The organism is Nonomuraea antimicrobica, assembly GCF_039536965.1.
Lineage (GTDB): Bacteria > Actinomycetota > Actinomycetes > Streptosporangiales > Streptosporangiaceae > Nonomuraea > Nonomuraea antimicrobica.
On the sequence record NZ_BAAAZP010000031.1, the window covers coordinates 1 to 12,332 of the forward strand.

The window sequence follows — 12,332 nt, forward strand, 5'->3', positions numbered from 1 at the left end:
CCTGACGGGTTCACCAGCCGAGATCAATTACCCGGTCAACGTTCCGGGACGGCCCACTAGCCGTACGAACGGCTCACGAAACCGTCAGGGCGGACCAGCACCGTCCCGTACGGCCAGCCGTCCACGACGTGCACCGGGACGTCGGCCTCCACGCCGGGATCGGCCGTGAGCACGCACCACTGCGATCCGACGAGATCCAGCGTGGACACCCCGTCGGCCACCCACATGTGCGGCAGGCGGGATCCCGGCGACCCGTCGAGGTCGAGGGCGACGTCCTCGGTGGAGGGGAGCTCCGCGCCGCCGTACCGGTAGCCCATGTGCACCACCGGCGCGTTGATCGCCCCCGCTGCCTTGCGCGCCTCCGCCATGTCCTTCCCCCAGTGCAGGGACGGATCGTTGAACCGCAGGCGCGCCTGCTCCATCGTCATGAGGGCCACCGGATGGCGCTCCGCGTGATAGGTCTCCAGCAGTTCGGGCCCGGCCTCACCGCGCAGCACGTGCGCGAGCTTCCACGCCAGATTGTGCGCGTCGGCGATGCCGGCGTTCAGCCCGAACGCGCCCAGTGGGGGGATGGCGTGCGCCGCGTCGCCCACCAGGAAGACCCGTCCGACGGAGAGGCGATCAGCCACCTGGCCGCGCCCACGGAACGTCTGCACGCTGCGGATCTCCACCTCGATCGACGGGTCGCCGAGCGCGGTGCGGATGAGCTCCGGAGTCGGCTCCGTGTCGAGGGGGGTGAGGAAGACCCACTCGCGTTCGCCGTCGACGGTCACCAGCAGGCCGGTCGCGTCCGGATGCTCGATGTCGCACATGGCGAACGGCCGGCGCGGACGCAGATCGGCGCCGAACAGGACGCTCGTCGTCTCCTGACCAATCACGCCGGGACCGGTGAGGCCGACGCCGAGGATCTGCCGAACCCGGCTGCGCACACCGTCGGCCGCCACCAGATAGCGCGCCCGCACGACACGCCCGTCGGACAGGGTCGCCGTGACACCGTCGGAGTCCTGCTCGAACGAGTCGAGCGCCACGCCGAACTCCACGTCGCCCGCCTTGGTGATCAGCACGCGGTCGAACCGGTTCTGTGCGCAGGTGCCGCGGATCCTGGCCGGCGTGTAGGTGAACTCGGCCGCGCCTTTCGTCTTCCACGCCACGCCTTCGGTGAAGTCGGCCTCGGCGAGCGTGCGCCCCCTGATCTTCCCCGCCCGCAAGTCGACCGCGGCCTCGTTGACCGCTTGCTCCAGGCCGACCTCGCGCAGGATCTCCACCGACCGCAGCCCGATGCCGTTGGCCCTGGGGTGGTGCGACAGCTCCGGCTTCTCCTCGACGACGAGGGGCTTGACGCCGTGGTGGCGCAACAGCACCGCGAGCATCAGCCCGACGGATCCGCCGCCGGCTATCAGAACATCTGTGGATACAGTGTGCCCATTCATGGGAACACTGTATCCACTTCGGTAGACTCCTGTCCATGCCGCTTATCTGGGAGCGCGAGCCGTACCGGCCGAAAAGGCAGGCCCTGAGCGTGGAGCGCATCGTGGACGCGTCCGTCGCCATCGCCGACGCCGAAGGGCTCGACGCGCTGTCGATGCGCCGCGTCGCCGCCGAGCTGTCGACCGGCACCACCTCGCTCTACCGCTACGTCGACAGCCGCGACGACCTGCTCGACCTCATGGCCGACGCGGTGCAGGACGACCACGTGCCGCTGACGGGAGACTGGCGCGCCGACCTCGAGGCGTACGCCCACCACGAGCGTGAGCTGTGGCTGCGGCACCCCTGGCTCGCCCCGCTGCTGGCGACCCGGCCATCGCTCGGCCCCAACTGGCTGCGCGGCCTGGAGCACGCCCTCGACGCGGCCGCCCCGCTGACCTCCGACGCCGCCGACGCGGGCTCGGTCGTCGGGCTGATCAGGGACTACGTGCGCGGCGCGGTCATGCGCGAGCTGGCCGAGAAGGAGACCCGGCGGCGCACCGGTCAGACCGAGGACGAGTGGCGCGCCGACGTCGCCCCCTACATGCGCAAGATCGTCGAGAGCGGCGCATATCCCCGGGTCGCGCGCATGACCGAGTTCGCCGACCTGAGCCCGGCCGAACAGTTCTCGTACGGCTTGCACCGCATCCTCACCGGGATCGCGGCCTCGCAGCAGACGGCAAAGTGACGAGCGAATTCTGGCGGGGGTGGCTCAGAGCGTTCTGAGCATGCCGCCGTCGATCACGAGGTCCGAGCCGCTCATGTTGGCCACGCGCCCCGACGCGAGGAGCACCACGAGCGCCGCGATCTCCTCAGGGTCGGCGAACCGGCCGGTCGGCACGCCGACGGCCGCCGGAAGCCGATCGGTGAGGTCCTCGGGGGCGATGTCCTGCCGCCGGGCGAGCGTGTCGCCCGGCCCGCCCGGGGACGTCCAGACGTCTGTCCACACCGGGCCGGGTGAGATCGTGTTCACCCGCAATCCGCGGGCGCCGAACTCCTCGGCCAGCGCCTTGCCGAGGTTCGACAGCGCAGCCTTGGCCGCGGACTGGGCGACCAGGCGCGGCTGCGGCAGCCTGGCGTTGACCGAGCTGATGTTGACCACCGCGCCACGACGGTCCAGCAGGCTCGGGAGCGCCGCCCGGGTCGCGCGGACCGCCGACATGAGCGTCAGGTTGAACGTGTGCAGCCACGCCTCGTCCTGGAGCTGGAGGAACCCGCCGGCGGGCGTCGAGGTGCCCGCGACGTTGTTGACGAGCAGGTCGATCCCGCCGTGCCGGTCGATCGCGTGCCGCACGAGACGCTCGGGCCCGTCGGGAGTGGCCAGGTCGACCGCCACCGCGTCCGGCGTCGCGTCCTTGAGCGCGTCGGTGACCGTACGGCTGCCCGCGACGACGGCGAACCCGTCCTCGGCGAGCGCCCGTACGATCGCGAGCCCGATCCCCCTCCCCGCTCCGGTCACCACGGCGATGCGTGCCGTCCCATTCGGCATCGGGTTCACCCTCCCCGGGCTCGTTGCTTGCGTCACGCTAGCGACCCTAGAACGGCGCCTTTCTTCACGCAAGGGAGCAGCTAGACTGGCCTCGTGCTGCCTCGGACCTATCCAGACATCAACTGCTCGATCGCGCGGACCCTGGAAGTGGTGGGCGAGCGCTGGACACTGCTCGTGGTACGCAATGCCCTGGCCGGGATGACGCGGTTCGAGAAGTTCCAGCAGTCGCTGGGCATGGCGCCGAACGTGCTCGCCGACCGGCTGAGCCGGCTCACCGACGCCGGAGTGCTCAGCCAGCGCCAATACAGCGACCGGCCCGCCCGCTTCGAATACGTGCCGACCGCCAAGGGGCGGAACCTGTGGCCGGTGCTCGCGGCGATGGTCGCCTGGGGAGACCGCTACTACGCGCCCGACGGGTCGCCCAGACTGCTGGTGCACGACGGGTGCGGCGGCCGGATCGCCCCCGAGCTGACGTGCACCACCTGCTCCACGACCGTCGATCCCGATGCCGTGACCAGCGTCGAAGGGCCCGGGGAGACGAGCCGCTCGACGTAGGGCGCCGCCTACGCCCAGGGGCGCGGGAAGGCGTCGCCGTCCAGCGGGTCGCCCGCGGCGAGCCCGAGAGGGTCGGTCACGACGTGCTCGCTCCCGCTGTAGCGGGTCGCCGCGTCCATGTAGATCGTGACGTGCGCGAGACGGGCCTGGTCGGTACGGTTGGGCAGCGCCATGTGGCCCGTGTACCCGCTGTGGAAGGTGCAGTCGCCGGCCCGCAGCGGCACGGTGACCCGAGGGATCCAGCGCAGGGACGGGTCCATCTCGAACAGGTCCTCCTCGTGGTGGAGGTCCTGCGGGCGCAGCCCCGTACGGTCCTGGGTGCCCGGCAGGAAGGTCATGCAGCCCCGTTCCGGCGGAACGTCGACCAGCGCGATCCACGCCGACAGCGGCAGCCGGTCGCCCGCATGCGGCCAGTACGGACGGTCCTGGTGAAACTCCGTGGCGGCGTTGTTGTGCGGCGCCTTGACCAGCATCTGGTCGTGCCAGAGCCGCAGCGGGAACCCGGCGAGCTGCTCCGCGAGCCGGCCGAGCCGCCGGTCGAAGGTCAGCTCCCTCAGCGTCTGGTCGCGTTCCCAGACGTTGACCAACTGGCTGAAGACGGCCTGCTTCTCCAGGCTCTCGGCACGGTGCGCCGCCAGGAACACCTCTGCGCTCGCACGGAAGCGCTCGACCTGCTCGGGTTCGAGCACGCCCCTCACTCGGACGAAACCGTGTTCACGGTACGCCGCCACGAGCTCGTCCTGCACCCTGCCGTCGGCGTCGACGTCGCTCGCGAACCGCCCTGTCGCGGTCGTTTCCATCACTGACCTCCAAGGTTCTGGTCTCTGGACACCTGTAAGCCTCGTCGCGATGGGCCCCCGCGGGCTAGGCCGATCCCGGCCTGTGGTCGTACGATTCCGACATGCCTGCCACCCTGCACGAGTACGCGCTGTTCGCCGGGAGCCCGGTCATGGCGGGCGTCCACCACCTGACCTCCGGCATCGAGCAGCACGCGCACGACTTCCTCGAGATCGCCGTGATCGGAGCGGGCCACGGCCGGCACGTGACCAGCCGGGGCGCGCACCCGTTGCGGCGTGGGCAGGTCGTCGTGCTCCGGCCCGGCGCCTGGCACGGGTTCGCGGACTGCGCCGGCCTCACCGTCGCCAACTGCTGCCTGTCCGCCCAGGCGCTCCGGTCCGAGCTGGCGGCCCTGTACGACCTGCCGATGCTGCGCCGGATGCTCTGGACCGACCCGGTGGCCTCGGGCACGCACGGCGTGGCCGTCACGTCCGTCGATCCGGCCGCCGCCGATGCGGCCATCACGGAGATCGGCCTGCTCGAACAGGACCTTCGCGCCGAGCGGCGGCGGCCGGGCCGCGTGCTCGGCCGGTTGGTGACCGTGCTCGGGGTCCTGTCCGACGGCCGTGAGCCCGAACGAGAGACGCTCGAGCCTGCCGTCCACCCCGCCGTCGCCGACACCGTCGCCCGGATCGAGGCGGAACCGGCCCAGCCCTGGCGGCTGGACGACCTCTCCAGAGCGGTCAACCTGGATCCCGCCTATCTCGGCCGGCTGTTCAGGCAGTACGTCGGGTTGACGCCGCTGGGCTTCCTGGCCCGGGTGCGGGCCGAGCGGGCCGCCACGCTGCTGGCGCACTCGTCCCTGCCGACGGCCCGGGTCGGCGCCGCCGTCGGCTGGGACGACCCGACCTACTTCGCCCGCCGCTTCCGTACGCTGGTCGGGCTGACGCCCACCGAGTACCGGCGGCGCAGCCGGTCAGCCGCCCACCCCCGGCCCGGCGCGGCGGACGAGCACCAGAATCCCTGACGGCCCCCCGTAGTCCTTCACCCTCACGCCCGCCGACATCCTTCAGGTGGTCCGTGTCAGCGCGGTGACGGCCCGGTGTCAGCGCGTCCGGCGATGGTTGACGCCATGGACACCCGCTCACGAACAGCGATCAGGCCGCCCGCACTCACGCTCAAGATTCCGGCTTGCACCTCAACTATTCGGCGTTGCTAAGTACCAGTAGTCAGTGTTACTTTGTACCGGTAGTCAGCAACACCGAGTAGCTGAAAGGGGGATGACGATGAGCGGGCAACTGACGGAGATGCTCAAGGGGTCACTGGAGGGCATCGTCCTGGCGATCCTGTCCGGCCGGCCCGCCCACGGCTACGAGATCACGGCGTGGCTGCGCGACCGGGGCTTCGCCGACATCGCCGAGGGCACCATCTACGCCCTGCTGATCAGGTTCGAGCAGCGCGGCCTGGTCGACGTGCGGAAAGTGCCGTCGGAGCAGGGGCCGCCGCGCAAGGTGTACTCCCTCAACACCCAGGGACGGAAGTACCTCGACGAGTTCTGGAAGAGCTGGAGCTTCCTGGCCGAACGGCTCCAACAGCTTCGCAAAGGAGGCAAGTAGACATGGCCGACGAACCGAAGAGCCGCTACCTGCAGTACCTGGAGATCGTCACCGGGTCGCTGGAGGAGAAGAAGCGCTATCGGCAGTACAAGGCGCGCATCAAGCGACTTCCGGAGAACTACCGCACGGCGGTCGAAGCGCTGGAGCGGTACCTGATGCACTTCGGGCCGGCCGACGGCGCCGGCGCGATGGCGATGTACGAAGACCTCGCCGAGCTGTTCGAGCAGAGCGCCGCCGACCAGACCCCGGTCCGCGACATCTTCGGGGACGACCCCGTGGAGTTCGTCGAGGCGTTCATGGCCAACTACCCCCTCGGCCAGTACCGGACCCGGGAGCGCAACCGCTTCACCAGCGCCATCGACCGCGCCGCCGACGAGAACACCACAAGAACGGACAGGACAGACTGATGACGACACAGCAAGCCCCGGCGATCCAGGTGCACGGCCTGGAGAAGTCCTACAAAGACCTGCGAGTGCTGCGCGGCGTGGACCTCACCGTGGCGCGCGGCAGCATCTTCGCCCTGCTCGGCTCCAACGGGGCGGGCAAGACCACGGCCGTGAAGATCCTGTCCACGCTGCTCAAGGCCGACGCGGGGATCGCCCGCGTGAACGGCTTCGACGTCGCCACGCAGGCGGCCGATGTGCGGGAGTCCATCAGCCTCACCGGACAGTTCGCCGCCGTGGACGAGATACTCAGCGGGCGGGAGAACCTGGTGCTGATCGCCCGGTTGAGGCACCTCAGAAACCCCGGCAAGGTCGCCGACGACCTGCTCGCCCAATTCTCGCTCACCGACGCGGGCGGCCGGAAGGTGTCCACGTACTCGGGCGGCATGCGCCGACGTCTCGACATCGCGATGAGTCTCATCGGCAACCCGCCGGTCATCTTCCTCGACGAGCCCACCACCGGGCTCGACCCCCAGGCCCGCATCGAGGTCTGGCAGGCCGTCAAGGACCTGGCCGCCGGCGGCACCACGGTGCTGCTCACCACCCAGTACCTGGACGAGGCCGAACAGCTCGCCGACCGGATCGCGATCCTGCACGAGGGCCGGATCATCGTCAACGGCACCCTGGACGAGCTCAAGCAACTGCTGCCGCCCGCCAAGGTCGAATACGTCGAAAAGCAGCCGACCCTCGAGGACGTCTTCCTCACCCTCGTCGGCACGAAGGCATAAGGAACAACGATGACCAAGCACTTCTTCGGCGACACCACCGTCCTGCTGGGACGGTCCCTGCGCCACATCACCCGCAGCCCGGACACCATCATCACGACCGCGGTCATGCCGATCGCCATGATGCTCATGTTCGTCTACGTGTTCGGCGGCGCGATCAGAACGGGTTCGGACACGTCGTACGTGAACTACATGCTGCCCGGCATCCTGCTCATCACGGTCGCCTCGGGCATCGCGTACACCGCGTACCGGCTGTTCATGGACATGCAGGGCGGCATCTTCGAGCGCTTCCAGTCGATGCCGACCGCGCGCTCGTCGGTGCTGTGGGCACACGTGCTGACCTCGCTGGTCGCCAACCTGGTCTCGCTCGTGGTCGTCATGCTCGTGGCCCTGCTCATGGGCTTCCGCTCGAGCGCGGGAGTGCTGGCGTGGCTGTCGGTGGCCGGCATCCTGATCCTGTTCACCCTGGCGCTGACCTGGATCGCCGTCATCCCCGGCCTGTCCGCCAAGACGATGGAGGGCGCGAGCGCGTTCTCCTACCCGCTCATCTTCCTGCCGTTCCTCAGCTCGGCCTTCGTGCCCACCGCCACCATGCCCGGCCCGGTGCGCGCCTTCGCCGAGCACCAGCCGGTGACCTCCATCGTCAACGCCGTCCGCGCCCTGTTCGCCGAGCAGCCGGTGGGCACCGACCTCTGGATCGCCCTGGCCTGGTGTGTCGGCATCCTCATCGTCGCCTACGTCTTCGCCATGAACACCTACCGCCGCAAGATCTCCTAGCCAGGGAGCGTGGCGGTTCCCTGACCGAACCCTTCGAGCTCCGCACAACACGTACTGCCGCGAGACAAGGAAAGATCATGACTGAACCCCTCCACACCGTCGCGACGATGCCGACCGAGCGTCAGCGCGGCTGCCCCTTCGACCCGCCCAGGGAGCTGATCGAGGCCGGTGAGCAGGGCCCGATCAGCCGCTTCCCCTTCCCCGACGGGCACCAGGGCTGGCTGGTCACCGGATACGACCTGACCCGGTCGATCCTGGCCGACCCCCGCTTCAGCTCCCGCAAGGAGCTCATGCGCCACCACCCGACCATCGACTACGGCGACATCGAGGTCCCCCCGGCACCGCCCGGCGAGTTTCTCCTGATGGACGAGCCCCAGCACGGCCGCTACCGCAAACCGCTGGTCGGCAAGTTCACCGTCCGCCGGATGCGGCTGCTCACGGAGCGCGTCGCGCAGATCACCGCCGAGCACCTGGACGCCATGGAGAAGGCCGGGCCGACGGCCGACCTGGTGACCGCGTTCGCCAAGCCCATCCCCGCCATCGTGATCTGCGAGCTGCTGGGCGTGCCGTACGAGGACCGGGGCCGCTTCCAGGAGAACATCGACAAGTTCCTCGGCGGCGAGGCCGGCGACGAGGAGCTGATCGCCGCCTACCTCGCGACCCAGCAGTACCTCGCCGAACTGGTCGCCGCCAAGCGCGCCAATCCCACCGACGACGTGCTCAGCGACCTCACCGACAGCGACCTGACCGACGAGGAGCTGAAGGGCATGGCCCTCATCCTGCTGTCGGCCGGGTTCGACACCACCGCCAACATGCTGGCACTGGGCACCTTCGCCCTGCTGCGGAACCCGGAGCAGCTCGCCGCGCTGCGCGCCGACCCCGGCCTCGCCGACCAGGCCGTGGAAGAGCTGCTGCGCTACCTGTCCGTCGCCAAGCAGTTCTACCGGGTCGCGCTGGAGGACGTCGAGCTGGGCGGCCACACCATCACGGCCGGCACGACCGTCATCCTGTCCCTCAACACCGCCAACCGCGACCCCGAACGCTTCCCCAACCCTCACACGCTCGACCTCCACCGGCAGGACGGCGGCCACCTGGCCTTCAGCCACGGCATCCACCAGTGCCTGGGCCAGCAACTCGCCCGCGTCGAGATGCGCGTCGCCTTCCCCGCCCTGCTCAACCGCTTCCCCACGCTGCGCCTGGCGGTACCGGCCGAAGAGGTCGCGCTGCGCCCGGAGGCCGCCGACATCTACGGGGTCAAGAGCCTCCCGGTCACCTGGGACGCCTAACCACGCACCGATGACAGGCGACGTCGACCGGCGCCTGTCCAGAAGTCCCCTGAGTTTCAGCTCCCCAGAAAGGAATCGCGTCATGGCAGACACGACAAGCGGAACCCCTGAACATGGACATGTCGGGCGCCGGACCGTGTTGAAGGGCGTGCTGGGCGCCGGTGCGCTCGCCGGCGCACACGCCGCACTCACCGGCCGCGCCAACGCCTCCGTGAGTGGCGGTGGTGACGATGGCGAACGCGGTGTCGAGCACGGCTGGGGAAAGGTCGCCGACGCGTTCCGCGCGAACTTCAAGAACCCTGGCGAGGTCGGCGCGGCGTGCAGCGTCTACGTGGGCGGCCGCCCCGTCGTCAACCTGTGGGGCGGCCTCGCCGATCGCGAGGCGAACCGGCCGTGGCGCGAGAACACGATCGTCCAGGTCGCATCCACGACGAAGGGCGCCACCGCCATCTGTGCCCACCTGCTGGTCCAGCGCGGTGAGCTGGATCTGGACGCCCCGGTGGCGCAGTACTGGCCGGAGTTCGCCGCCGCCGGCAAGGAGCGGATCCCGGTGCGCTGGCTGCTGTCGCACCAGGCCGGCCTGCCCATCGTCGACGGACCGCTGACCTTCGAGCAGGCGTGCGCCTGGCACCCGGTCATCCGCGCACTGGAGGCCCAGAGCCCGCTGTGGCAGCCGGGCACCGAGCACGTCTACCACAGCGTCACGTACGGGTTCCTGGTCGGAGAGGTCGTACGCCGGATCACCGGCAAGTCGCTCGGCACCTTCTTCGCCGAGGAGGTGGCCGCCCCGCTCGGACTGAGCGCCTGGATCGGACTCCCCGAGAAGCAGGAGAAGCGGGTGGCGCGGCTCCACGACGCCGCCCCGTTCAGCGTGGAGGAGCTGCTGGCCGGGCTGATCGCGACCACCGGGCTCGACGCGGACACGGTCACCGCCTGGGTGAACGCCGTATGGGCTCCAGGCTCGGTCCAAGCCCGCGCCGGCGAGTTGGGCGGCGCCCTGACCACCCCCGGATATCACACCACGCGTGCCTGGCGCGCCGCCGAGTTCCCGGCCGCGAACATGCTCGCGGACGCCCGATCGGTCGCGCGCATGTACGCCGCCACGGTCAGCGACGTCGACGGGGTACGGCTGCTCAACCCGTCAACGGTCGAGCGGATGACGGACGTGCACACCGACACGACACCGATGCATGGTCTGCCGCCGGGCCTGAACCTCCCGGCCGACCGCTCCTTCTACATGTCGCTCGGGTTCTGGCGAGCCTGCCAGCCGCTGCCGATGACCGGGCCGGGCTCGTTCGGCCATCCGGGCTCCGGCGGGTCGATCGGCTTCGCCGACCCCGACGCCGGTGTCGGCTTCGGCTACGTCACGAACCTCTGGAACTACCGGCCCGACGACCCGCGGGTGACGAACCTGGCCAAGGCCGTCCGCTCCTGCCTCGGCTGACACCACCACGGGCCCACGGAAGGGGAGAACCCGATGACGACACAGGGTCTTGGGAAGCCCTCCTCACCGGCGCTGCGCGCGTCCGACGAGGACCGCGACCGGGTCACCGAACTGCTGCGCACCGCCGTCGCCGACGGCCGGCTCGATCTGGCCGAGTTCGACGAGCGGCTGGAGGCGGCGCTGTCCGCCCGCACCATCGACGCGCTGGCCCCGCTCGTCTCCGACCTGATCGCGGCGCCAGGCAGCGACCGCGCACTCACGCTGCCGCTCGCCGGGACACCGGTCGAGCCGGCCGCCGAACTGCTCACCATCAAGGAGCGGCACGGCTCGGTGCGCCGCGACGGCCGGTGGACGCTGCCGCACCGGCTGGCGCTGCGCACCGCGTGGTGCGACGTGCTGCTGGACCTGACCGGCGCGCTGCGCAGCGCGCCCGAGCTGGTCGTCGAGCTACGGGTGAGCGGTGGCAACGTGGCGCTGGTGCTCGCGCCGGGCATGGTGCTGGACGCCAACGAGCTGTCGGTACGGCACAGCACGCTGGCGATCAACAGGGACGCCGACGACGACACACCGGAGACCCTGCGCATCCGCTTGACAGGCCGGATGCGGCACGGCCGGCTCGACGTCCACCGGCAACCGCCGCACTCAGCTCGCTGAACAACCGGCCCGCTACTCTGTGGTACCGTATAGCGGTACTCTGCGCTACAGAGTACCAGGAGGAGACGGAAGTGGACCCACGATGGACGGCCTGACGGAGATGCTGAAGGGCACGCTTGAGGGCTGCGTGCTCAAGGTCATCGACAGCGAGGAGACCTACGGGTACGCCATCACGCGTCGGCTGAACGAACTCGGCTTCGCCGACGTCGTCGAGGGGACGGTTTACACCATTCTGCTGCGGCTGGAGAAGAACGGGCTCGTCCAGGTGACGAAACGACCGTCCGGGCTGGGTCCGCCGCGCAAGTTCTATGCGCTCAACGACGCGGGGCGCGAAGAACTCGCGACGTTCTGGGCGAAGTGGGAGTACATCACATCACGCATCGACAAGCTCAAGGAGGGCGGGAGATGAGCTTCTGGGACACCATTACCGGCAACGATCTCACCAGGGAATGGAAGGCGTTCGAAGCTCGGGCCGAGGCGTTGCCGGCCGACTACCGGGCGGCGTGGGAACAGATCAAGGGTCACCTTTTTGCCTACGGGGACTTCACCGGTCGAAACCTGATGCCGATTCTCGACGGTGCCCTTGGGCTGCTTGAGGAGACGGCGGCCGATGGGCAGGGCATTCACGAGGTGGTGGGTGACGACATCGGGGGCTTCTGCGCGGCGCTGGCCGGCGGAGAAGGGGCCCGGAGCTATCGCGACCGGTGGCGCGAGCAGTTGAACAGGAACGTCGCAAGGAAATTGGGTCGGCTAGGAGGCTGACGTGGGCATCCAGGACATCATCGAAGGCAAGAAGCAGTGGCGGGCGCACATGGCGCGGGTCAAGGCGCTCCCGCGGGACTACCAGATCGTCTACAAGGAGATTCAGCGGTACTTCTTCAAGGTCGGGCCGGTCGAGCTGCTCGACGGGTCCCTGCTCTCAGGGATCCTCGACTTCTTCGAGGAGGGCGTCGCGACCGGCAAGGGAGTCCTGGAACTCATCGGCAACGACGTCGCCGCCTTCTGCGACGAACTGATCAAGGACTCGCGTACCTTCGCGGACATCTACCAGGAGTCCATGGGAAATTCCCCAGGATCACAGCGAGGCCCTGACGCGTGACGA

The 12,332-nt window shown here is 69.5% G+C and carries 16 protein-coding genes; 13 read left to right on the forward strand and 3 right to left on the reverse strand.

Annotated elements, in window-relative coordinates; translation table 11 throughout:
* Nucleotides 1–56: 56 nt before the first annotated feature.
* Complete coding sequence (locus tag ABD844_RS09330) at nt 57–1,430, reverse strand: FAD-dependent monooxygenase (RefSeq protein ID WP_344875018.1); 1,374 nt, start codon at nt 1,428–1,430, stop codon at nt 57–59.
* A 35-nt stretch (nt 1,431–1,465) separates the two neighbouring features.
* Here ABD844_RS09330 and ABD844_RS09335 point away from each other — a divergent pair, with 35 nt between their 5' ends.
* Nucleotides 1,466–2,152, forward strand: coding sequence for a TetR/AcrR family transcriptional regulator (locus tag ABD844_RS09335; RefSeq protein ID WP_344875020.1), 687 nt, complete (start codon nt 1,466–1,468; stop codon nt 2,150–2,152).
* A gap of 24 nt (nt 2,153–2,176) precedes the next feature.
* Here ABD844_RS09335 and ABD844_RS09340 read toward each other — a convergent pair whose 3' ends face one another.
* Nucleotides 2,177–2,953, reverse strand: a complete 777-nt coding sequence (locus tag ABD844_RS09340) for an SDR family oxidoreductase (protein ID WP_344875022.1) — start codon at nt 2,951–2,953, stop codon at nt 2,177–2,179.
* Between the two features lie 93 nt (nt 2,954–3,046).
* Here ABD844_RS09340 and ABD844_RS09345 point away from each other — a divergent pair, with 93 nt between their 5' ends.
* A complete protein-coding gene (locus ABD844_RS09345) occupies nt 3,047–3,508 on the forward strand; it encodes a winged helix-turn-helix transcriptional regulator (RefSeq protein ID WP_344875024.1) in 462 nt (153 codons plus the stop codon).
* 8 nt (nt 3,509–3,516) lie between these two features.
* Here ABD844_RS09345 and ABD844_RS09350 read toward each other — a convergent pair whose 3' ends face one another.
* On the reverse strand, nt 3,517–4,308 hold the full coding sequence (locus ABD844_RS09350; protein ID WP_344875026.1) for a phytanoyl-CoA dioxygenase family protein: 792 nt from the start codon (nt 4,306–4,308) through the stop codon (nt 3,517–3,519).
* Nucleotides 4,309–4,409: 101 nt separating this feature from the next.
* On the opposite strand from ABD844_RS09350, the gene ABD844_RS09355 reads away from it, so the two are divergent.
* The 11 genes from ABD844_RS09355 to ABD844_RS09405 all read left to right on the forward strand — a co-directional run bounded on the left by ABD844_RS09355 (nt 4,410) and on the right by ABD844_RS09405 (nt 12,329).
* The gene (locus ABD844_RS09355) at nt 4,410–5,312 is read left to right on the forward strand and encodes an AraC family transcriptional regulator (RefSeq protein WP_344875028.1); all 903 of its coding nucleotides are present in this window, start codon (nt 4,410–4,412) and stop codon (nt 5,310–5,312) included.
* Nucleotides 5,313–5,571: 259 nt separating this feature from the next.
* Nucleotides 5,572–5,901 carry a PadR family transcriptional regulator gene (locus tag ABD844_RS09360; RefSeq protein WP_344875030.1) on the forward strand — a complete coding sequence of 110 codons (330 nt, stop codon included), beginning with the start codon at nt 5,572–5,574 and terminating at the stop codon, nt 5,899–5,901.
* A gap of 2 nt (nt 5,902–5,903) precedes the next feature.
* Nucleotides 5,904–6,308, forward strand: coding sequence for a DUF1048 domain-containing protein (locus ABD844_RS09365; protein ID WP_344875032.1), 405 nt, complete (start codon nt 5,904–5,906; stop codon nt 6,306–6,308).
* Nucleotides 6,308–7,072, forward strand: coding sequence for an ABC transporter ATP-binding protein (locus ABD844_RS09370; RefSeq protein ID WP_344875034.1), 765 nt, complete (start codon nt 6,308–6,310; stop codon nt 7,070–7,072). The genes ABD844_RS09365 and ABD844_RS09370 overlap by 1 nt, the downstream gene beginning before the upstream one ends.
* Nucleotides 7,073–7,081: 9 nt before the next feature.
* On the forward strand, nt 7,082–7,846 hold the full coding sequence (locus ABD844_RS09375; protein ID WP_344875036.1) for an ABC transporter permease: 765 nt from the start codon (nt 7,082–7,084) through the stop codon (nt 7,844–7,846).
* A gap of 77 nt (nt 7,847–7,923) precedes the next feature.
* Nucleotides 7,924–9,132 (forward strand): cytochrome P450, encoded by a 1,209-nt coding sequence (locus ABD844_RS09380; protein WP_344875038.1) that lies wholly within the window; start codon nt 7,924–7,926, stop codon nt 9,130–9,132.
* An 82-nt stretch (nt 9,133–9,214) separates the two neighbouring features.
* Nucleotides 9,215–10,576, forward strand: coding sequence for a serine hydrolase domain-containing protein (locus ABD844_RS09385; RefSeq protein WP_344875040.1), 1,362 nt, complete (start codon nt 9,215–9,217; stop codon nt 10,574–10,576).
* A gap of 33 nt (nt 10,577–10,609) precedes the next feature.
* Nucleotides 10,610–11,230 (forward strand): DUF1707 SHOCT-like domain-containing protein, encoded by a 621-nt coding sequence (locus ABD844_RS09390; RefSeq protein ID WP_344875042.1) that lies wholly within the window; start codon nt 10,610–10,612, stop codon nt 11,228–11,230.
* Nucleotides 11,231–11,312: 82 nt separating this feature from the next.
* Nucleotides 11,313–11,639 carry a PadR family transcriptional regulator gene (locus ABD844_RS09395; protein ID WP_344875044.1) on the forward strand — a complete coding sequence of 109 codons (327 nt, stop codon included), beginning with the start codon at nt 11,313–11,315 and terminating at the stop codon, nt 11,637–11,639.
* Nucleotides 11,636–11,992 carry a DUF1048 domain-containing protein gene (locus ABD844_RS09400; protein ID WP_344875046.1) on the forward strand — a complete coding sequence of 119 codons (357 nt, stop codon included), beginning with the start codon at nt 11,636–11,638 and terminating at the stop codon, nt 11,990–11,992. The genes ABD844_RS09395 and ABD844_RS09400 overlap by 4 nt, the downstream gene beginning before the upstream one ends.
* A 1-nt stretch (nt 11,993) precedes the next feature.
* The gene (locus ABD844_RS09405; RefSeq protein WP_344875048.1) at nt 11,994–12,329 is read left to right on the forward strand and encodes a DUF1048 domain-containing protein; all 336 of its coding nucleotides are present in this window, start codon (nt 11,994–11,996) and stop codon (nt 12,327–12,329) included.
* Nucleotides 12,330–12,332 lie beyond the last annotated feature (3 nt).